This window comes from Tenacibaculum maritimum NCIMB 2154 (genome assembly GCF_900119795.1).
Taxonomy (GTDB): Bacteria; Bacteroidota; Bacteroidia; order Flavobacteriales; family Flavobacteriaceae; genus Polaribacter; species Polaribacter maritimus.
The window spans coordinates 1,577,776-1,598,493 of record NZ_LT634361.1 but is presented as its reverse complement, the minus strand read 5'-3'; the positions used below and the strand labels follow the sequence as shown (position 1 = coordinate 1,598,493).

The 20,718-nt window shown below is 31.8% G+C and carries 18 protein-coding genes; 8 read left to right on the top strand and 10 right to left on the bottom strand.

Annotated elements, in window-relative coordinates; genetic code table 11:
• Positions 1–473 precede the first annotated feature (473 nt).
• The 8 genes from MARIT_RS07200 to MARIT_RS07165 form a co-directional block, all read right to left on the bottom strand.
• Positions 474–3,449 carry a M16 family metallopeptidase gene (locus tag MARIT_RS07200; protein WP_024740829.1) on the bottom strand — a complete coding sequence of 992 codons (2,976 nt, stop codon included), beginning with the start codon at positions 3,447–3,449 and terminating at the stop codon, positions 474–476.
• A gap of 95 nt (positions 3,450–3,544) precedes the next feature.
• Entirely contained in the window at positions 3,545–4,426 is an 882-nt protein-coding gene (sucD, locus tag MARIT_RS07195; RefSeq protein WP_024740830.1) for a succinate--CoA ligase subunit alpha, read from the bottom strand.
• A 67-nt stretch (positions 4,427–4,493) separates the two neighbouring features.
• Positions 4,494–5,420 (bottom strand): UDP-3-O-(3-hydroxymyristoyl)glucosamine N-acyltransferase, encoded by a 927-nt coding sequence (locus MARIT_RS07190; protein WP_100211150.1) that lies wholly within the window; start codon positions 5,418–5,420, stop codon positions 4,494–4,496.
• 36 nt (positions 5,421–5,456) lie between these two features.
• Positions 5,457–6,023 carry an elongation factor P gene (efp, locus tag MARIT_RS07185; RefSeq protein ID WP_024740832.1) on the bottom strand — a complete coding sequence of 189 codons (567 nt, stop codon included), beginning with the start codon at positions 6,021–6,023 and terminating at the stop codon, positions 5,457–5,459.
• A 29-nt stretch (positions 6,024–6,052) separates the two neighbouring features.
• Positions 6,053–6,835, bottom strand: a complete 783-nt coding sequence (gene lpxA, locus MARIT_RS07180) for an acyl-ACP--UDP-N-acetylglucosamine O-acyltransferase (RefSeq protein WP_024740833.1) — start codon at positions 6,833–6,835, stop codon at positions 6,053–6,055.
• A gap of 1 nt (position 6,836) precedes the next feature.
• Positions 6,837–8,228: a bifunctional UDP-3-O-[3-hydroxymyristoyl] N-acetylglucosamine deacetylase/3-hydroxyacyl-ACP dehydratase gene (locus MARIT_RS07175; protein WP_100211149.1), complete on the bottom strand. Its 1,392-nt coding sequence runs from the start codon at positions 8,226–8,228 to the stop codon at positions 6,837–6,839.
• 2 nt (positions 8,229–8,230) lie between these two features.
• Complete coding sequence (lpxD, locus tag MARIT_RS07170; RefSeq protein ID WP_024740835.1) at positions 8,231–9,262, bottom strand: UDP-3-O-(3-hydroxymyristoyl)glucosamine N-acyltransferase; 1,032 nt, start codon at positions 9,260–9,262, stop codon at positions 8,231–8,233.
• A gap of 29 nt (positions 9,263–9,291) precedes the next feature.
• Complete coding sequence (locus MARIT_RS07165; RefSeq protein ID WP_024740836.1) at positions 9,292–10,527, bottom strand: HD domain-containing protein; 1,236 nt, start codon at positions 10,525–10,527, stop codon at positions 9,292–9,294.
• Positions 10,528–10,676: 149 nt separating this feature from the next.
• Here MARIT_RS07165 and porX point away from each other — a divergent pair, with 149 nt between their 5' ends.
• The 4 genes from porX to MARIT_RS07145 all read left to right on the top strand — a co-directional run bounded on the left by porX (position 10,677) and on the right by MARIT_RS07145 (position 14,328).
• Positions 10,677–12,224: a T9SS response regulator signal transducer PorX gene (porX, locus tag MARIT_RS07160; RefSeq protein WP_100211148.1), complete on the top strand. Its 1,548-nt coding sequence runs from the start codon at positions 10,677–10,679 to the stop codon at positions 12,222–12,224.
• A gap of 56 nt (positions 12,225–12,280) precedes the next feature.
• Complete coding sequence (gene tsaE, locus MARIT_RS07155) at positions 12,281–12,688, top strand: tRNA (adenosine(37)-N6)-threonylcarbamoyltransferase complex ATPase subunit type 1 TsaE (RefSeq protein ID WP_100211147.1); 408 nt, start codon at positions 12,281–12,283, stop codon at positions 12,686–12,688.
• A gap of 5 nt (positions 12,689–12,693) precedes the next feature.
• On the top strand, positions 12,694–13,890 hold the full coding sequence (locus MARIT_RS07150) for an alanine dehydrogenase (protein WP_024740839.1): 1,197 nt from the start codon (positions 12,694–12,696) through the stop codon (positions 13,888–13,890).
• 63 nt (positions 13,891–13,953) lie between these two features.
• Complete coding sequence (locus tag MARIT_RS07145) at positions 13,954–14,328, top strand: DUF4258 domain-containing protein (protein ID WP_024740840.1); 375 nt, start codon at positions 13,954–13,956, stop codon at positions 14,326–14,328.
• Positions 14,329–14,404: 76 nt separating this feature from the next.
• Here MARIT_RS07145 and recQ read toward each other — a convergent pair whose 3' ends face one another.
• Positions 14,405–16,585: a DNA helicase RecQ gene (recQ, locus tag MARIT_RS07140; RefSeq protein WP_038025467.1), complete on the bottom strand. Its 2,181-nt coding sequence runs from the start codon at positions 16,583–16,585 to the stop codon at positions 14,405–14,407.
• 267 nt (positions 16,586–16,852) lie between these two features.
• Here recQ and MARIT_RS07135 point away from each other — a divergent pair, with 267 nt between their 5' ends.
• Genes MARIT_RS07135 through lptB form a run of 4 tightly spaced genes read left to right on the top strand, consistent with a single transcriptional unit; the run spans position 16,853 to position 19,744 of the window.
• Positions 16,853–17,824 (top strand): KpsF/GutQ family sugar-phosphate isomerase, encoded by a 972-nt coding sequence (locus MARIT_RS07135; protein ID WP_024740842.1) that lies wholly within the window; start codon positions 16,853–16,855, stop codon positions 17,822–17,824.
• Between the two features lie 2 nt (positions 17,825–17,826).
• On the top strand, positions 17,827–18,633 hold the full coding sequence (tatC, locus tag MARIT_RS07130; protein ID WP_024740843.1) for a twin-arginine translocase subunit TatC: 807 nt from the start codon (positions 17,827–17,829) through the stop codon (positions 18,631–18,633).
• Positions 18,626–18,979 (top strand): carboxymuconolactone decarboxylase family protein, encoded by a 354-nt coding sequence (locus tag MARIT_RS07125; RefSeq protein WP_024740844.1) that lies wholly within the window; start codon positions 18,626–18,628, stop codon positions 18,977–18,979. The genes tatC and MARIT_RS07125 overlap by 8 nt, the downstream gene beginning before the upstream one ends.
• 30 nt (positions 18,980–19,009) lie before the next feature.
• Positions 19,010–19,744: an LPS export ABC transporter ATP-binding protein gene (gene lptB, locus MARIT_RS07120; protein ID WP_024740845.1), complete on the top strand. Its 735-nt coding sequence runs from the start codon at positions 19,010–19,012 to the stop codon at positions 19,742–19,744.
• Positions 19,745–19,889: 145 nt separating this feature from the next.
• Here lptB and MARIT_RS07115 read toward each other — a convergent pair whose 3' ends face one another.
• Positions 19,890–20,633, bottom strand: coding sequence for a CDP-alcohol phosphatidyltransferase family protein (locus MARIT_RS07115; RefSeq protein WP_095341186.1), 744 nt, complete (start codon positions 20,631–20,633; stop codon positions 19,890–19,892).
• Between the last annotated feature and the right edge of the window lie 85 nt (positions 20,634–20,718).

The window sequence follows — 20,718 nt, the reverse complement described above, 5'->3', positions numbered from 1 at the left end:
GCAACGAAAGGTTATTTTATCTAAAACGTATTCAAAAAGACTAGGAGATCTATTTTAACCTAAATAGTATAAGAAAGGTTTCTTAATCTGGATTCAAGCTATAGGTAAGTATCGCATTCAAATAAGATTGGTAATTCGAAAGAACTTATAATCAAAATATTTTAACATACCATTCAAATAGAGGCTTCCAATATTTTTTATAATAAATACCAAAATAATATTAAAATGAGTATCGCTTAAAACTATTCCTTTTACGAAAATGGAATTGCAAAAAAATAAAAAGGCACCTAGTTAAAAATATTATCAAAATATATAAATGACGTTATACCTTACGCATCAAATCACATATTAAGATCTAATGAAGTACACCAACAAAATAAATTAAAAAGAAAAAAGGTAGCAATCTAAAATTACTACCTTTGACTTATTGATTTTGTAACGCTATGTTAAACCGCCACATCAATTATTAGAAACTACATTTCAACTTTTTTTTTGTTTACATAGTTGAATAAATAATCAATATCTAATTCTGTAACCTTTCCTAACCTCTCCAAAGATTTTACATCCAAGCCTTTTTTATTTCCTATGACCATTACATTATATGATTCTCCCTTGATGTTTTTGTTAAAGAAATCTTTTAAATCATTTAATGTCATATTCTTAATAGCTCTGTATATTTCTTCTCGATTATCATTATCAATACCTAATTTCTGTAACCTTTCATAATTCCAAAAAATAGCCGATTTTGTAATTCTTTGAGCGGCTATCTTTTTCAAAGTTGCTTTTTTCGCTGCATTAAATTGCTTTTCAGCTTCAGGCATACTATTCATAAGCTCCATCATTGCTTCAACAGCTTGCGCTAACTTATTAGCTTGCGTTCCTACATAAGCATATACAAAATCTGGGGCTTCCTTTTTATTAGCATTTCCATATCCTGCAAAAGCTGAATACGCCAACGACTTACTCTCTCTAATTTCTTGAAATACAATGGAAGATAAACCACTACCAAAATAGGTATTAAACAATGTTGATGCTGCCATATTTTCAGGCTTAAAAGGATTCCCTTTCGCTAAGAAAAGTAATTCTGTTTGCACCATATCATAATCTGTGAAATAAACATTCCCTCCTGTTTCAACTTCTGTGTACTTTTTAGCTTTTGGATATTCTTTAAATCCTTCTTTTACTTGGTGGTACTCATTTAAAGTTTCTATGGCATTTTGAATATCTTTTCCATAATAAAAAATACGCTGCTTATAGTTTTTCATTTTCTTTATTAAAGCCACTAACTCTTCTGGTTTTATCAATTTTAATTCATCAAATTGCATAATATCTCGCAGTCGAGAATTTTCTCCATACCTACCGTAGCTCATTAAACCACTCCAAAGAATATTTCCTTTTTGAGTTTTTCCATCTTGCCTGCTTTTATAAATTTTCTCAACATACTTATCATATGCAATTGGATCTGCTTTAGCATTATCCCATAAATGTTCCAATAACTTTAATCCATCAGGCAAATTTTCCTTTAATCCCTCTAGACCTACATAGGTTTTATCATCCTGTGCTCTAACATAGTACTTAATTCCTAATTTATAAAATTCCTTTTTAATTTGTTCAGCTGTATATATGTCTGTTCCTAAATACTCTAAATATCCAGCAGCAAGGCTAATTTTTTTATCATTATCTTTTCCCATATCAAAAATAATATTCAGATCAAACAAGTCATTCTTTTCGTTTAAAATATAGGAAACATCTATTCCATTTGACATTTTAGCCTTTTTTATCTCCTTCTTATAATCAATATATTTCGGTTTTAGTGGATTTGAAATTGTCTCATTAAAAGCTAGTAAAAAAGCAGAACTTTTATCCCTATTTAAATTTACTGGAGTAATTCCTGGATTTTCCACTTTTACTATATTTTTATCTTCTCCTTTACGCTTATAGGTGATCACATAATTATCTCTATAAAACTTATTCGCAAAATCAACCAATTCTTTTTTAGAAATCTTCTTAAGATCATTTAAAAAGTTAATGTTATCAATCCAGTTTTCATGATGGATAAAGGCATTAAAATATGCTCCTGCCAAAGCTGTATTATTCTCATATTCTTTTGTTTGACTCAACTTAAGATCGTTTATAACAGCTTGAATCATCCACTCTTCAAACTCTCCTCCTTTAAGTTTCTCTATTTGCTCTAATAATAAATCCTTTACTTGATCTAAAGTTTGTCCAGATTTAGGACTTCCTGTAAAAGAATGATATCCGTAATCATTTAGAAAAGTTGGAGAAGATCCTGCTCTTTGGACAAGTTGTTTTTGATTCAAATTTAAATCAATTAAACCTGCATTGCCATTTGCCATAATCATATCACAAAGAGTCACATATTTTTTATCTTCCGTGTGTATTCCTCCCGACCTATATGCTATAGAGACCGACTCTGAAGTTGGTCCAAACACCTCTCTTACAACTATTTTTTCAATTGGTTTTTCTTTTGGAAGTACAGGATGCTTTAATTCTTTCTTTTTAAACTTACCAAACGTTTCATTAACTTTTTCTATTGTTTTTTCAAAGTCTAAATCACCTACCAATACTATTGCCATATTATTAGGTACATAATACTTATTAAAATAGTTATGGATATCTACCATAGAAGGGTTTTTTAGGTGCTCTCCTTTACCAATAGTAGTTTGCTGACCATATGGATGATTAGGAAATAAACCATCTAACATAGCAGCATAACTCTTTCTAAAATCATTATCTTGTCCTCTATTAAACTCTTCAAAAACAGCTTCCAATTCAGTATGAAATAAACGCAGTACTAATGTACTAAAGCGCTCTGCCTCTAAGGCTAACCATTTATCCAATTCATTTGCTGGTATTTTATTTTTATAAACTGTTTCCTCAAACCAAGTATGGGCATTCGTACCTGTTGCTCCTAAAGAAGCTGTCATTTTATCATACTCATTTGCTACAGAGTAGTTAGATGCTTCTAACGAAATCTTATCAATCTCTTTATAAATCGCTAATTTTTTAGCGCTATCTTTCTCTTTTCTATGTTTTTCGTATAACGTAGAAATCTTCTCTAGATATTCCTTTTCTTTTTCCCAATTAATCGTACCTATTTTATGAGTTCCCTTAAACACCATATGCTCTAAATAGTGCGCCAATCCTGTTGATTCTTTAGGATCATAATTAGAGCCAGCGCGAACCGCTATGTATGTTTGTACCTTAGGTTCCTCAACGTTTTTACTTAAATATACTTTCAAGCCATTGTTTAAAGTATATAACCGTAACTTAGTTGGGTCATTTGTAACTGTTTCATACTTGAACCCTTTTTGATCAATATGTTCTTTTACTTTTGTTTCTGTTGAATTAGGCACTTCATTTGTTTTACAACTCGTGTAGCTTATAAAAAGAAAGCATACGCTAAATAATTGAATTATTCTTCTCATATAATGTATTTGGTTTAATTGTATCTATAAAAAATCCGATGCTAAAGGTATAGCATCGGATTTAAAACGATATTTTTTTAAGTATTTTTTAACAGTTATGCTAAAACTTTTAAGACTTTAGCTACCATTTCTCCAATTTTCGCTGGCGAACTTACTACATGTACTCCATTTTCTGCTAAAATTTTCATTTTTGCTTGCGCTGTATCATCAGCTCCTCCCACAATAGCTCCTGCATGTCCCATAGTTCTACCTGCTGGTGCTGTTTGCCCTGCTATAAAACCAACAACAGGTTTACGATTACCATCTTTCTTAATCCATTTAGCCGCTTCTGCTTCTAGGTTACCTCCTATTTCTCCAATCATTACGATAGCATCTGTTTCGTCATCATTCATCAACAACTCTACAGCTTCCTTAGTAGTAGTTCCTATAATAGGATCTCCTCCAATACCAATAGCTGTTGTAATACCAAACCCTTGCTTTACCACTTGATCAGCTGCTTCATAAGTTAAAGTACCTGATTTAGAAACAATACCTACATTTCCTTTTTTGAAGATAAATCCTGGCATAATCCCAACTTTAGCTTCTTCAGGAGTAATAACACCTGGGCAATTTGGACCAACCAATGTACAGTCTTTAGTATCAATATAGTTTTTAACTTTTACCATATCAGCTGTAGGAATTCCTTCAGTAATACAAATGATTACTTTAATTCCTGCGTCTGCGGCTTCCATTATTGCATCCGCAGCAAACGCTGGTGGTACAAAAATAATAGACGTATCCGCTTCTACTTCTTTCACAGCTTGTTCAACTGTATTAAATACAGGTTTCCCTAAATGCTCTTGTCCTCCTTTTCCTGGAGTTACACCACCAACAACATTGGTTCCGTAATCAATCATTTGACCAGCATGGAAAGTTCCTTCACTACCAGTAAAACCTTGTACTATAATTTTTGAATCTTTATTTACTAAAACACTCATTGGTTTGTTTTTATTTTAAAATTTTGATACTACAAAAATAGTTTTTTACAACTTATTTCAGAAATTTTTATCCTTTTTTTTGTTCCTTTAAAAATCGCTTAATTTTTGCCAATTCTTTTAGCTTCTCTCTAGACTCTGATATAGGAGTTCCAAAATAGGATTTTCCTCCTTCAACTGATTTAGTGACTCCTGTTTGACCTAAAATAACCGCTCCTCTACCAATAGTAATTCCGCTATTTGTACCTACTTGCCCCCAAATAGTTACCTCATCTTCTATTACAACACAACCTGCAATACCTGTTTGAGAAGCTATCAAACACTTTTTCCCTATAACTGTATCGTGTCCTACATGAACTTGGTTGTCTATTTTGGTTCCTTCTTTTATGGTAGTATCTCCTGTAACACCTCTATCAATTGTACACGAGGCTCCTAAATCTACATGATCTTCAAGAATTACTCTTCCTCCAGAAATAAGCTTATCAAATCCTCCCGGCCTATTTTTATAGTAAAAGGCATCAGCTCCTAATACCGTATTGGCATGAATTGTTACATTATCTCCTATAATACAATCATTGTATATAGTTACGTTTGGATGAAGTACACAATTTTTTCCTATGGTTACATTAGCTCCTATAAAAACATTTGGCTGAATTATTGTTCCTTCTCCTATATTAGCACTTTCTGAAATACTACTCTTAGATGCAATAAATGGATTAAAATGTTTCGTCAATTTATTGAAATCACGAAATGGATCCTTCGAAATTAGCAATGATTTTCCTTCAGGGCAAGCCACTTTTTTGTTAATTAGAACCGTAGTTGCTTTAGAATTCAGTGCTTTTTCATAATACTTAGGGTGATCTACAAAAACGATATCTCCTTTTTCTACTACATGAATCTCATTAATTCCTGTTATTGGAAAATTAGAATTCCCTACAAATTCTATATCTAATAAAGAAGCTATTCCCTCTAAAGTTTGTGCTTTCTTAAATTTCATATATAAAAAAATTCCCGACCTAACGGGAATATAATTTTATGCTTTTATACGCTCTTGGTATGTACCTTTAGCTGTTTCTATTTTGATCTTATCTCCTTCATTAATGAACAAAGGTACATTAATTCTAGCCCCTGTTTCTACAGTTGCTGGTTTCGTTGCATTTGTTGCTGTATTTCCTTTTACCCCTGGTTCTGTATGAGTTACTTCCAAAATAACGCTCTGTGGCATTTCTACTGCCAAAGGCATCTCATCTTCAGAATTGATAATTACAGTAACTATTTCTCCTTCTTTCATCAATTCAGGAGCATCTAATACAGCTTTTTCTAAAGTAATTTGGTTATAATCAACTGTATTCATAAAATGATACGTAGTTCCTTCTGGGTATAAAAACTGAAATTTATGCGTTTCTACGCGAACATCTTCAATTTTTCTTCCTGCTGGAAACGTATTATCTACTACCTTTCCATTTGTCAAGCTTTTTAATTTAGTTCTCACAAATGCAGGTCCTTTACCTGGTTTTACATGCAAAAACTCTACTATTTTATAAATATCGTTATTGTACCTGATACATAATCCATTCCTTATATCTGATGTCGTTGCCATTGTATTATTTTGTTAAATTGTTTTATTATTTATCCACCAAAATATCCTTTCATAATTCCTCTTTGAGAATTACGAATAAATAAAATAATTTCATCACGCTCAGAAGTTGCCTCCATTTCTGCTTCTATCTTTTCTAAAGCTTGCGTATTGTTATAATTCTTTTGGTATAAAATTCTGTATATTTCTTGTATTTCTCTAATTTTTTCTGTCGTGAATCCTCTACGTCTTAAACCTATGGAATTGATTCCTACATAAGATAATGGTTCTTTTGCTGCTTTGGTATATGGAGGAACATCTTTACGGACAAGAGATCCTCCTGAGATCATTGCGTGATCACCAATATGAATAAATTGATGTATGGCTGCTAATCCTCCTATGATAGCATGTTTTCCTATCGTTACATGCCCTGCTAATGCTACACCATTTACAATGATAGAATTATCACCTAATATACAATCATGAGCTATATGAGCAGTTGCCATTATTAAACAGTTATCTCCTATTTTTGTTTGACCAGAAGCATTTGTTCCTCTATTTATTGTAACGCACTCGCGAATTGTTGTATTGTTTCCTATAACTGTCAAAGAATCTTCCCCCTCAAATTTCAAGTCTTGAGGTATTGCCGAAATAACAGCTCCTGGAAAAATACGACAATTTTCTCCAATTCTAGCACCTTCCATAATGGTTACATTCGAACCTATCCATGTTCCAGAACCTATTTCAACATTATTGTGTATTGTTGTAAACGGCTCTATGACAACATTTCTAGCTATTTTTGCTTGTGGATGTACGTATGCTAAGGGTTGGTTCATATTATTTATTTTTCACTATTTGTGCCATTAATTCCGCTTCTGCTACTAATTTTCCATTTGCATATGCATAAGCTTGCATATGGCAAATCCCTCTTCGGATAGGTGTTATCAATTCTGCTTTAAAAATCAATGTATCTCCTGGTAAAACTTTTTGTTTGAATTTAACATTATTCATTTTCATGAAATAAGTTAAATAATTTTCTGGATCTGGCACTGTACTTAGCACTAAAACTCCTCCACATTGAGCCATTGCTTCTACTTGTAATACACCAGGCATCACGGGAGCCCCTGGAAAATGACCTACGAAAAAGTTTTCATTCATCGTAACATTTTTCATTCCTACCACATGTTTATCCGATAATTCCATTATCCTATCTATTAATAAGAATGGTGGTCTATGAGGTAAAATATCCATTATTTGATGAATATCTAATAATGGTGGTTTATTCAAATCGTACTTAGGTACATTATTACGTTTTTCCGCTTTAATAATTTTAGCTAATTTTTTAGCAAACATTGTATTTACCAAGTGCCCTGGTTTATTAGCTATTACTTTTCCTTTAATGCGAGTTCCTACCAATGCTAAGTCACCGATAACATCTAATAATTTATGCCTAGCGGCTTCATTAGCCCAATGCAAGGTTAAATTATCTAAAATACCATTAGGCTTTACAGCTATGTTTTCTTTATTAAAAGCTTCCTTTAATTTTTGCATCGTGCTTTCAGATATCTCTTTATCTACATACACTATAGCATTATTTAAGTCTCCTCCTTTAATCAAATTATTAGCTAACAACATTTCTAATTCATGCAAAAAACTAAAAGTTCTAGCATCTGCTATCTCCTCTTTAAAATCAGACATTTTACTTAGAGTAGCATTTTGAGTTCCTAAGATTTTAGTTCCGAAATCTACCATTGTTGTAACTTGATATTCATCGGCAGGCATTAAAATAATTTCACTCCCTGTAGCTTCATCTTTATAGGAAATAATATCTTTTACGATATATTCCTCTACTTCAACTTCTTGCGTTTCAATTCCCGCACGCTCTAAAGCTTCAATAAAAAATTTTGAAGAACCATCCATGATTGGTGGCTCAGAGGCATCTATTTCTATTAATAGATTGTTTATACCCAAACCTACCGCGGCAGCTAGCACATGCTCTGAGGTTTGAATTTGAACTCCATTCTTTTCCAAATTAGTACCTCTTTGCGTGTTTGTAACGTATTCCGCTTTTGCCTCAATAGTTGGTTTCCCTTCTAAATCTATACGCATAAAAGCAAACCCATGATTTGCTGGCGCAGGTTTAAAAGTCATTGTTACATTGTTTCCTGTGTGCAACCCTACACCAGATAAACTTACTTCGCTTTTTATTGTTTGTTGTTTATTGCTCATAATTACTCCTTTTGAGTATTTATATTTTTCTCTAATTTGTTTAACACAGCGGCCATCTTAGGTAAGTTCTTAAAATGAACATATGATTTATTAAAGTCAGAATAACCTAAAGCTGGAGTTCCTTGTACTGTTTCGCTATCTTTTAAGCTTCTTGCAATACCTGATTGCGCTTGCACTTTCACATTATTTCCTATGGTAATATGCCCAACAATACCTACTTGACCTCCAATCATGCAGTTATCTCCTACTTTGGTAGATCCTGCAATTCCTGTTTGGGAAGCTATGACCGTATTCTTTCCTATTTCAACATTATGAGCTATTTGAATTTGATTGTCTAGCTTTACTCCTTTTCTTATAATAGTTGAACCTAAAGTAGCTCTATCAATGGTAGATGCCGCCCCAATATCTACGTTATCTTCAATAATAACATTTCCTATTTGGGGGATGGCTTTATATTCTCCTTTTTCATCTGGAGCAAATCCAAATCCATCTGAACCAATAATAGCTCCTGAATGAATTTTACAATTATTTCCTATTTGTGTTTCTGAATAAATTTTTACTCCTGAAAAAATAGTGCAATTATTTCCTATCGTAACATTATCTCCTATGTAACTATTAGGGTATATTTTAACGTTATCTCCTATTTTAACATTTTCTCCAATATAAGCAAAAGCTCCAATGTATTCGTGCTCTCCTATACACGAAGAACTTGCTATAAAGTGCGGATTTTCTCTACCTACCTTATTATTTTTTACCTGGTTATAAAACTCTAATAATCTCGAAAAAGATTTATAAGCATCCTGTACTTTTATCAAAGTAGCTGTTACTTCTTTTTCTAGAAGAAAAGTTTTATTCACAATGGCTATTGACGCTTTTGTGGTATATAAATATGAGTTGTATTTAGGATTCGACAAAAACGTTAAAGAACCTTTCTCTCCTTCTTCTATCTTAGATAATTTAAAAACTTCTTCGTTAGGATTACCAACAATTTCACCTTCTAAAATCTCTGCTATTTGTGTGGCTGTAAATTTCATGAAACGCAAAAGTATAAAAAAACCAACGATTAATCTAATATCATATCTTTTGTATAGCAAAAATAATACTTTACAACAGGTTTAGTCAATGCTTGTAAGCTTAATTGATCTGACACATTGGTTATAGCTGTCATGCTTCCTTCTTTTCCTAAAATCCGTATAGGTTTTTTCTTATCATATGCTTGATTTGAAACTTCTTTAGCAAATAAAAAATAGTGTAAATCTTTATCAGATACTCCTACTATTTTATTCTTTTTCATCACATCTTTCACATATGTTTTATCAAATGGCTTATCTTGAATTTTTATTTTCAGTAAATTTCTATAAATAAGCATTTTTGATAACTTAGATAGCACTTCATCAGAATGGTTCTCCCATTCTTTTATTGCTGCTAAAATATCGTAATCATCCAATTTTGAAAACACCTCTAATGTTTCTTCTGTGAAGTTGTCTTCTGAAATCTCATTGTATAAAAAATATCGAAAGGCTTTACTTCCACATAATACTACTTTTTCTTTTGCTAGTTCTTTAGCTCTTTTTAACACCATTACAAGCATATTTTCAGCAACCAATCCTGTTTTATGTAAATAAACTTGCCAATACATTAACCTTCTAGCAATGATAAACTTTTCTACAGAATAAATTCCTTTTTGCTCTATTACCAACTGTTCTTCCTTTACATTCATCATGGCTATTAATCTATCGGAAGAAATATTGCCTTCTGCAACTCCTGTATAAAAACTATCTCTCTTGAGATAATCTAATCGGTCTATATCTAGTTGACTAGATATCAACTGGCATAAAAAAGGACGATGGTATTTTCCTTCAAACACTTCTATTGCTAAACTTAACTTTCCTTCAAATTCTTTGTTTAGTTTCTTCATAAACTTCAATGAAATTTCTTCATGAGAAATTTCATTGACAATGCTATGTTCTAACGCATGCGAAAAAGCTCCATGTCCAATGTCATGTAATAAAATTGCTAAGTATAAAGCATTTGCTTCTTCATCTGAAATAACTACATTTTTATTTCTTAAAACAGCTACAGCTTTTTGCATTAAGTGCATACAGCCAAGTGCATGATGAAAGCGAGTATGATTAGCTCCTGGATATACAAGATTCGACAATCCCATTTGGCTGACTCTTCTCAAACGCTGAAAATACCGATGTTCAATGATATCAAATATTAATGAATTAGGAATACTTATGAATCCGTATATAGGATCATTTAATATTTTAAGCTTATTCGTTTTTATTTTTTTCAAAGTAGTTGCTTTATAACAAGATCTTACAAAGAAATTGTAATTAGACCACAAAACCAACAAAAACATCTATTTATTAACGTAACTTTATCTTTTTTAAGGCAACAAAAAACTATTTTTATAGTTTTTAAAGACGATACTAATTTTTATACATGAGAAAAATTAACATACTTTGGGTTGATGACGAAATAGATTTATTAAAACCCCATATTCTTTTTTTAGAAAAAAAGAATTACTTGGTTACAACTTGTACCAATGGCACTGATGCTATTGAACTAATAGATGAGCAACCTTTTGACATCGTTTTTTTAGATGAAAATATGCCTGGTATAACTGGTTTGGAAACCTTAAGCGCCGTCAAACAGAAACAGCCTAATCTTCCTATCGTTATGATTACTAAAAGTGAGGAAGAGTATATTATGGAGGAAGCCATTGGCTCTAAAATAGCTGACTATCTTATAAAACCAGTCAATCCTAATCAAATATTATTGAGCCTAAAGAAGAGTTTAGATCATTCTCGACTTATTTCTGAAAAAACAACTTCCAATTACCAACAAGAATTTAGAAAAATAGCCATGGATTTAGCAATGGTAAATTCTTATGAAGAATGGATTGAATTGTATAAAAAATTGGTTCATTGGGAACTTGAATTGGAAAATATCAATGATACAAGTATGCTAAGCATTTTGGAAAGCCAAAAATTAGAAGCTAATAATCATTTTTTTAAATTCATCAAAAAAAATTACCAAGGTTGGCTAACTTCAGATGATAAGCCCGTTTTTTCTCATACACTTTTTAAAGATTATATCGTTCCTAATTTAGACAAAGAAAAAGGAACGCTTTTTATTGTTATTGATAATTTACGTTACGATCAATATAGAGTATTGGAACCATTCATCAACAAATATTACCAAAAAAGTGAAGAATTTTCTTATTTTAGTATTTTACCTACAGCTACCCAATACGCTAGAAATGCTATTTTTTCTGGATTAATGCCTTCCGAAATGGAAAAAAGGCACCCCAATTACTGGAAAAATGATACCGACGAAGGCGGAAAAAACCTTTATGAAAATGAGTTTTTAACCGCTCAATTAAAACGTTTAAACCTAAATATTAAACATGAATATCATAAAATAACTTCTCTCAAAGGAGGAAAGGATCTAGCGGATAATTATAACCGTACCAAGCAAAATGATTTAACCGTTATTGTCTATAATTTTGTAGATATGCTTTCTCATGCTAAAACAGAAATGGAGGTTATAAAAGAACTTGCGGGAGATGATAAAGCTTATCGTTCTCTAACAGAAAGTTGGTTTAAAAACTCTCCATTATTTGAAATCATTCAAAAAGCTAAATTGATTGGTCAAAAATTAATAATCACTACAGATCATGGCACAATTAATTCCAACCGTCCTACGAAAGTTATTGGTGACAAAAATATCAGCTCAAACTTACGCTATAAAACAGGAAGGAGCTTATCTTATGACGAAAAAGATGTATATGCGGTTAAAAATCCTAAAGATGTTTTTTTACCTAGCGTAGCCATCAACAGCCCTTTTATTTTTGCTAAAGAGGATTTGTTTTTCGCGTATCCCAATAATTATAATCACTTTGTTAAATATTACAAAAACACCTATCAACATGGAGGCATATCTCTTGAAGAAATAATTATTCCTTGTGCCATATATTCTCCTAAGTAAGTAGTACACATATTTTATACTTTGTGCTTTCTGTTTTTACAATTATATTTGGAGCCATGAATAAAAACTACTCTTTAAATGAGCTCAATATGATTGCTAAAGAAATCATAAGCTCTGCTAAGCATAAAATTTTACTATTTCATGGAGAAATGGGAGTTGGTAAAACAACACTCATCAAAGAGATTTGTAAAGAACTAGGAATCAAAGACATAACTCATTCCCCTACTTTTTCTTTAGTAAATGAATATCAAACAAGTACTAACGAAACAGTTTATCACTTCGACTTTTATCGAATTGAAAGTGAAGAGGAAGCCTATGATATAGGAATCGAAGATTACCTGTACTCAAACCACTGGTCTTTGATAGAATGGCCCGAGAATGTAGAAAATTTATTACCTTTAGATGCTGTGCAAATATATATTTCTTTGCAAAGTAATGGACAACGAAACATTCTAATCAAATAAAAAGTATGAGTTTATATTCTCCTTTCAGTAAAGAAGAGCTTATTCCACAAGAGGAAATGCTAGAAATAAAAAAGCAAAAAGGTGATTTATTTATAGGTTTACCTAAAGAGACTCATTTTGAAGAAAAACGTATTAGTTTGACTCCTGATGCTGTGGCAGCACTAACAGCTCACGGTCACAGAATTGTTATGGAAACAGGTGCTGGAGAGGGTGCTAACTATACAGATAAAGAATATTCTGACGCTGGAGCAAAAATTTCTTATGATATAAAAGAGGCCTTTGCTTGTAATATCGTTTTAAAAGTAGCTCCTCCATCTTCAAGTGAAATAGAGATGTTAAAACCTCAATCTGTACTAATTTCTGCCTTACAGTTAAAAACCCAAAACAAGAAGTATTTTGAAGCTTTAGCTAAAAAACGAATTACAGCAGTAGCCTTTGATTATATCAAAGATGAACATGGAGTTTATCCTATTGTGAAATCTCTAAGTGAAATAGCAGGAACTGCTTCTGTTTTAATTGCTTCTGAATTAATGACCAGTGCTAATAAAGGAAATGGGTTGTTATTAGGAAATATAGGAGGAGTTCCTCCTAGTGATGTAGTTATCCTTGGTGCAGGAACTGTTGGTGAATTTGCTGCCCGTTCTGCCATCGGTCTTGGTGCTTGTGTAAAAGTTTTCGATAATTCTATAACGAAACTAAGAAACTTACAACACTCTTTAAGCACCCCTATTTATACATCAACTGTACAACCAAAAACACTAGCCAAAGCACTCATGAGATGTGATGTAGCTATTGGAGCTATCCGTGGAAAAGACCGCTCTCCTATTGTCGTCACAGAAGCGATGATAGAACAGATGAAAGACGGCGCCGTTATTGTTGATGTTAGTATTGATCGTGGAGGTTGCTTTGAAACTTCTAAGATAACTACGCACAGTAAATCTACATTTTCTAAACATGGAGTTATTCATTACTGTGTTCCGAATATCCCTTCTAGATATGCTAGAACCGCATCTGTATCTATCAGCAATATCTTTACCCCTTATTTATTAAATATCGCTGAAGGTGGTGGATTCGAAAACGCTGTTCGTTTTGATAAAAGCCTTAGAAATGGTATGTATTTCTACCATGGAATTTTAACTAATAAAACTGTTGCTGATTGGTTTGAGCTGCCTTTTAGAGATATTAATCTGTTAATTATTTAATTTTAAATAAACATATTAGTTTACTAGATTTCTGTTACTTTTGCCCTACTTTAAAATTAAATTATGCAGTGGTTAAAACGATTTGGTTATTACTTTATAGGCCTTACCTTAGGTTCATTTGTAGTGCTTTTCTTTTGGAAAAACAAAAAAGTATCTTTTGATTATGGTATGGACGCACGTACCTTAAAATCTATACGAATTAAAAAGAGAGTCTTTAGTTCAGAAGCAAAAAAAAATATGCTTACATATAATATAGACACAACTAAAATTTCTAAGGTTTTAAAATACGGAGACGTAAATTTCAGCAAAAGTAAAGCTCGTAAGAAACCTTGTGCCGAGTATTATATAACAGGAGCAGATAATTTACAAAACATTTCTTTGTATATTAAGCGATGTGATTCTATAGCTACCATTACAAACGTTTATTTACTAAACTAAAATATTACATTATTTCATAAAAAAAACCGTTTTAAATTGTTATTAAAACGGTTTTTTTACTATTTTTATTTTACTACTAATTAGCTACTTCATTTGTAAACTTAATACGCATTAAACGCAATTCTTCATCATCATAATCTCCATCAAATTCATCTAAGGCATCTTGAATTTTATCTGTCTCAGCTTCCATGAAATAATCATAAATCTCTTCTTGCTGATCTTCATCTAAAATATCATCTATTGCATAATCTATATTCAACTTCGTTCCTGAGAAAATAATAGCTTCCATCTCCTTTATAAGCTCCTCCATTTCAAGACCTTTAGACTGCGCGATATCATTTAATGGTAATTTTCTATCAGTATTCTGAATGATATACAATTTTAAACCTGAATTAACGCCTGTACTTTTTACAATTAAATCATCAGGACGTATAATATCATTCTCTTCTACATAAGCTGTTATTAATTTTATAAAATCTTTCCCGAACTTACGCGCTTTTCCTTCTCCTACACCATGCACTTTAGATAATTCTTCTAAAGTCATAGGGTATTTTAAAGCCATATCGTCTATTGAGGGATCTTGAAAAACAGCAAAAGGAGGAACTCCTTGTTTTACTGCTACTTTTTTACGTAAATCTTTAAGTAACTTAACTAATTTATCATCAGAAATAGCAGTAGATTTGGCATTGGTAATTATTGTTCCATCATCCGAATCATTATAAATATGATCTTTTGTCATCATAAAAGAGCTCGGATTATCAATGTACTCTTTCCCTTTTGCTGTTATTTTCAGTACACCATATTGCTCTATTTCTTTTCTTAAGTAATTAACAACTAAAACCTGACGTATCAATGCCATCCAATACTTTCCATCTTTATCTTTTCCAATTCCAAAAAATGGTTGACTAGGAGTCCTATGAGATTTCAACATCGCATTCTCTTTTCCTATCAAAGTATTTACAATCTCCTTTGCCTTATACTTCTCATTAGTGTCTCTAACTACTGATAATAACTTTACAACATCTTCTTGTGCCTCATGCTTCTTTTTAGGGTTTCTTGTATTATCATCCATATCTGCCCCTTCCCCATTCTTTTCATCAAAATCTTCTCCAAAATAATGAAGAATGTACTTACGACGATTCATAGATGTTTCAGCATAACCAACAACTTCTTGTAACAAAGCATGCCCTATTTCTTGTTCTGCTACTGGCTTATTTGCCATAAATTTTTCTAATTTCTCAATATCTTTATAAGCATAAAAAGCTAAACAGTGTCCTTCACCTCCATCACGTCCTGCTCTACCAGTTTCTTGATAATAGCTTTCTAAACTTTTTGGGATATCATGGTGTATTACATAACGTACATCAGGTTTATCTATTCCCATACCAAAAGCGATTGTAGCCACTACAACATCACAATCTTCCATCAAAAACATATCTTGATGCTTAGCTCTTGTCTTTGCATCTAAACCTGCATGATAAGGCAATGCATTAATTCCATTAACTTGTAAAACTTGTGCTATTTCCTCTACTTTCTTACGACTTAAACAATAAACAATACCCGATTTTCCTACTCGTTGCTTCACAAAACGAATAATATCTTTTTCTACTTCTTTTGTTTTGGGGCGCACTTCATAAAATAAATTTGCTCTATTAAAAGAGGCTTTAAAAGTATTCGCATCACTCATGCCTAAGGTCTTTAGGATATCTTCCTGTACCTTTTCTGTAGCAGTAGCAGTCAACCCTATTACAGGAACATTATCTATTTGTTTGATAATATGTCTTAAATTGCGGTATTCAGGTCTAAAATCATGTCCCCACTCCGAAATACAATGCGCCTCATCAATAGCAACAAAAGATATTTTTTGAGTTCTTAGAAAGTCTGCATATTCCTCTTTTATTAATGATTCTGGAGCTACATATAATAATTTTGTTACCCCTTCTGAAATATCTTTTTTAACTTGTGCTATTTCTGTTTTATTTAAAGATGAATTTAAAACATGCGCAATACCCTGATTTTCTGAAATACCTCTAATTGCATCAACCTGATTTTTCATCAATGCTATTAACGGAGAAACAACAATAGCTGTTCCTTCTTTCATTAAAGCAGGCAGTTGATAGCATAAAGATTTCCCTCCACCAGTAGGCATAATTACAAAAGTATTATTATCATTCATAATACTCTTAATTACATCTTCTTGTAAACCTTTAAATTGGTTAAAACCAAAAAACTTTTTTAACGGGCCATGTAAATCCATTTCCTTTTTATTCATCTTAATTACTTATCTAATAAAATAAATCGAACTAATTTACTAAAAAAAATTACACATGACAACTCTTATTAACCTTTGTTGGCGTTAAAATAAAAGTCAAACTTGAAGGGGTTAGTAATTTTATTTAAAACTAAGGTTCGGTTCCATAAAAATATTACCTACTTTTACAATCAGTTTTTATAGGCCTATTTTCTATAAAAAATAAGCTTATAATTTGTCTTTTAACTAACAAAATATAAATCAAAATATACCTTGAAAGATTTCAGCTCAATCTTAGCTATTGCAAAAGAAACTATACTATCTGAAAGTAAAGCAATCGCGAATTTAACAAATTTAATTGATACAAATTTTGAAAAAGCCGTTAAATTTATTTTTAATTCCAAAGGACGTGTTATTGTTACCGGAATAGGCAAGAGTGCTAACATTGCTACTAAAATTGTAGCAACCCTTAATTCTACTGGTACTCCTGCTATATTTATGCATGCTGCAGATGCTATTCATGGCGATTTAGGGATTATTCAACAAAATGATGTTGTTATATGCATTTCTAAAAGTGGAAATACTCCTGAAATAAAAGTGTTGGTTCCTTTAATTAAAAATTCTAATAATAAAGTAATCGCTATTACAGGAAATGCCGATTCTTTTTTAGGAGTAAATGCTGATTTTACCCTAAACACTTATGTAGAAAAAGAAGCTTGCCCTAATAACCTTGCTCCAACTACTAGCACAACTGCTCAATTGGTCATGGGAGATGCTCTTGCTGTTTGCTTACTTGAATTAAAAGGGTTTACGAGTAGCGATTTTGCTAAATATCATCCTGGAGGAGCTCTAGGAAAACGATTGTATTTACGTGTTTCTGATCTGATTAAAAATAATCAAGCCCCTAAAGTTGCAACAACTGATAAAGTAGCTAAGGTTATTGTTGAAATTTCTGAAAAGAGACTTGGAGTAACTGCTGTTACTAATGAAAATAATGAGATCGTAGGAATTATTACCGATGGTGATATCCGTAGAATGTTAAATAAAACTACTAAAATAGATGATTTAACAGCTATTGATATTATGAGTAATTCTCCTAAGACGATCCACATGAACGCTATGGCTGTTGACGCGTTGGATACCTTAGAAGTTAACAATATTTCTCAAATTTTAGTAACAAATTTTGATAATAAATATGTAGGAGTTGTACATTTACACGATTTAATTAAAGAAGGAATTTTCTAAAAATGACAAAGCAACAAGATGAAATGTCTTTTCTGGGGCATCTTGAAGAATTAAGGTGGCATTTAGTACGTAGCTTTACGGCTGTTTTTATCATAGCTATCTTATTATTTATATTTCAAGAATGGGTATTTAACTACTATTTATTAGCGCACTTAAATCCTGATTTTATTACTTACAAATTCTTCTGTAAAACTTTTGCTTCTATCGGTATTGATAGTAGCTTTTGCAATATTAATTTTAAAGGAGAATTACAAAGTTTAGCTTTAACTCAACAATTAATGACTGCCATTTGGACTTCTTTGATTCTTGGATTTATTATAGCTTTTCCTTATATCTTATGGGAGATATGGAGATTTATCTCTCCTGGATTGCATGATGAAGAACGTAAAAAATCAAAAGGGTTCATTTTTATAGCGTCCCTCCTATTCTTTTTAGGTGCTTTGTTCAGCTATTTTGTGATTGTTCCTATGTCTGTCTCATTTTTCTACGGTTATCAGATTAGTGATAAAATATCTAATAACTTTACGATAGATTCCTATACAGATCTGGTAAATAATACACTTTTAGGAGTTTCAATTATGTTTGAACTGCCTGTTCTTATCTTTTTCCTTTCTAAGATAGGACTCGTTACTCCTGATTTTTTAAGAAAATATCGAAAACATGCCCTTGTTTTAGTACTTATAGTAGCTGCTATCATAACTCCTCCAGATGTTGCTAGCCAAGTAATTGTTTCCATTCCCATTTTAATATTATACGAAATAAGTATTTACGTATCAAAATTCGTCATTAAAAAACAACAAAATGCCTAATAAAGTTCAAGAATTTAACGAATATCGTTCTAAAATGAACGAAAAAATTTTAGCTTCAGATAATAAAGTAATCAAACGCATATTTAACTTAGATACCAATACCTATAAAGCTGGCCATCTAGACGTAAAAACCAAAGAGCTATTAGGTTTAGTTGCCTCTGCTGTTTTGCGTTGTGATGATTGTATTGCATATCACTTAGAAACAGCTTATAATAAAGGAGTTACCAAAGAAGAAATGATGGAAACAATGTCTGTTGCTACTTTAGTAGGAGGAACTATTGTGATTCCTCATCTACGCAGAGCAGTAGAATTTTGGGAAGCCTTAGCAGTAAATGACTCAAAATAACTCTAAAAATATTTTACGGAAATAGAAAATATGATTTTAAAAGCAGATAATATTCAAAAGATATACGGTAAAAGAAAGGTTGTTAAAGGTATTTCTTTAGAAGTAAAACAAGGAGAAATCATAGGATTACTAGGTCCTAATGGAGCTGGTAAAACAACCTCCTTTTATATGATTGTAGGAATGATTAAACCAAATCATGGAACTATTTATCTTGATGATGAAATAATTACAGAAGATCCTATGTACAAGCGAGCACAAAAAGGAATTGGTTACCTAGCGCAAGAAGCTTCTGTTTTCAGAAAATTATCTGTAGAAGACAATATCATGTCTGTACTAGAATTTACAAATCGCACTAAACAACAACAAAAAGAACGACTGGAGGAATTAATTGAGGAATTCAACATAGGACACGTTAGAAAAAACAGAGGAGATTTACTCTCCGGAGGCGAACGTAGAAGAACGGAAATAGCTCGTTGCCTTGCTTCTGATCCTAAATTTATCTTACTTGACGAACCTTTTGCTGGAGTAGATCCTATTGCCGTTGAAGATATTCAAAGTATTGTAGCCCACTTAAAGCATAAAAACATAGGTATCTTAATAACAGATCATGACGTACAAGCAACATTAGCTATTACTGACAAAACTTATCTTATGTATAATGGAAGTATCTTAAAAGAAGGGACTCCTGAGGAATTGGCTGCTGATGAAATTGTTAAAAAAGTATATCTTGGTAAAGATTTTGAACTGAAAAAGAAAAGGTTTTAAATGCCCTTACAAGTATTCCTGTATATAAAAAACCTCCTTTAAAATACTATACAACTCATTTTAAAAGAGGTTTTTCTTTATGTAAATTTTTAAAGCGAAGTCCTATTTGCTCACACTTTACTTCCTGTAAGGAAAAAATAACTTTTTATTTCGATTTAGTCAGATTATGCAGTATTGATAATAAAATATAAAATAAAATTACCATAGGAACCGCTACCACTTTAAAAAGTACTAACAATATTAAAGCTATAACCAAAAACAAGTATTTTACAGCATTTTTCTTAAATGAAAAATCTTTAAATTTCAAAGAAAATAAAGGCAGTTCTGCATTCATTAAATAGCTTAATAAAACTGTCATTCCAATTAAGAAGTAAGGGTTCGAAATCAAATCCGTAAAAAAAGAATTCTCAGAAAAACTAAGAATCAAAGGCAATGAAATTATAAATAAGGTCATTGCAGGAGTAGGAACCCCTATAAAAGAATCTGACTGGCGCGTATCTATATTAAAATTAGCTAAACGATAACAAGCCGCTAAAGTTAATAACAAACCTATGTAAGGTACATTGCTCCCTGTAGCTCCATCAATATCAACGCCAAAATACCCTACAGCATCTTTATCTATGCTAATCACAATCAATTGCAACATTACAATTCCTGGAACGACTCCGCTTGTAACCATATCCGCTAATGAATCTAGCTGCTTCCCTAATTCTCCTTGAACTTTTAGCAATCGAGCTACAAATCCATCTAAAAAATCAAATAAAATTCCAGTAACCACCAATAGAGCCGTAGCTTCAAAGTCTCCTTTCACAGCAAATATTGCAGCTATAGTACCACAAAGGAGATTTCCTAATGTTAATAGATTTGGGAGGTGTTTTTTTATATTCATGAGTTATTTAGATTTTACACGAAAATATAAAATAGATTCCTGTTTTTTAAAATTTTCACCATATTTGTTTTTCAATAACCTCAAA

Coding starts and splice junctions, on each gene's coding strand:
- MARIT_RS07125 (WP_024740844.1), top strand. CDS start 18,626: ATGCCTAATAAAGTTCAAGAATTTAACGAATATCGTTCTAAAATGAAC.
- MARIT_RS07190 (WP_100211150.1), bottom strand. CDS start 5,420: ATGAAATTTAAGAAAGCACAAACTTTAGAGGGAATAGCTTCTTTATTA.
- efp (WP_024740832.1), bottom strand. CDS start 6,023: ATGGCAACGACATCAGATATAAGGAATGGATTATGTATCAGGTACAAT.
- MARIT_RS07200 (WP_024740829.1), bottom strand. CDS start 3,449: ATGAGAAGAATAATTCAATTATTTAGCGTATGCTTTCTTTTTATAAGC.
- lpxA (WP_024740833.1), bottom strand. CDS start 6,835: ATGAACCAACCCTTAGCATACGTACATCCACAAGCAAAAATAGCTAGA.
- tsaE (WP_100211147.1), top strand. CDS start 12,281: ATGAATAAAAACTACTCTTTAAATGAGCTCAATATGATTGCTAAAGAA.
- MARIT_RS07115 (WP_095341186.1), bottom strand. CDS start 20,633: ATGAATATAAAAAAACACCTCCCAAATCTATTAACATTAGGAAATCTC.
- lptB (WP_024740845.1), top strand. CDS start 19,010: ATGATTTTAAAAGCAGATAATATTCAAAAGATATACGGTAAAAGAAAG.
- recQ (WP_038025467.1), bottom strand. CDS start 16,585: ATGGATTTACATGGCCCGTTAAAAAAGTTTTTTGGTTTTAACCAATTT.
- MARIT_RS07150 (WP_024740839.1), top strand. CDS start 12,694: ATGAGTTTATATTCTCCTTTCAGTAAAGAAGAGCTTATTCCACAAGAG.
- lpxD (WP_024740835.1), bottom strand. CDS start 9,262: ATGAAATTTACAGCCACACAAATAGCAGAGATTTTAGAAGGTGAAATT.
- MARIT_RS07175 (WP_100211149.1), bottom strand. CDS start 8,228: ATGAGCAATAAACAACAAACAATAAAAAGCGAAGTAAGTTTATCTGGT.
- tatC (WP_024740843.1), top strand. CDS start 17,827: ATGACAAAGCAACAAGATGAAATGTCTTTTCTGGGGCATCTTGAAGAA.
- porX (WP_100211148.1), top strand. CDS start 10,677: ATGAGAAAAATTAACATACTTTGGGTTGATGACGAAATAGATTTATTA.
- sucD (WP_024740830.1), bottom strand. CDS start 4,426: ATGAGTGTTTTAGTAAATAAAGATTCAAAAATTATAGTACAAGGTTTT.
- MARIT_RS07145 (WP_024740840.1), top strand. CDS start 13,954: ATGCAGTGGTTAAAACGATTTGGTTATTACTTTATAGGCCTTACCTTA.